This window comes from Psychroserpens mesophilus (assembly GCF_050617655.1).
Taxonomy (GTDB): domain Bacteria; phylum Bacteroidota; class Bacteroidia; order Flavobacteriales; family Flavobacteriaceae; genus Psychroserpens; species Psychroserpens mesophilus_A.
In genome coordinates this window covers 1-228 of record NZ_JBODQC010000596.1, presented here as the reverse complement: position 1 = coordinate 228, position 228 = coordinate 1, and the positions used below count along the sequence as shown (strand labels likewise).

General features: G+C 75.0%; 1 protein-coding gene. It reads left to right on the top strand.

Annotation, left to right across the window (positions count from 1 at the left end; genetic code table 11):
• The coding region (locus ACRHNM_RS18575; RefSeq protein WP_431138096.1) for a LysR substrate-binding domain-containing protein at positions 1 to 228 on the top strand (228 nt) is incomplete at both ends.

The window sequence follows — 228 nt, the reverse complement described above, 5'->3', positions numbered from 1 at the left end:
GCCGGCGAACGGCTCTGCTGCAACAACTGGGGCGCCATCGCCGGCCTGCTGATCGAGGGCACCGGCGTGGGGCTGCTGCCCAGCCATTGGGCGCGGGCGCTGCAGGACGAGGGCAGCCTGCGGGTGCTGGCCTGCGCCCCGGCGCCGGCGGCCTTGCCGTATTCCTTCCAGTCCCGTCGCGACGACACCCGGCCGCTGGTCGGCAAGCTGCGCGAAGCCGTGCTGGCG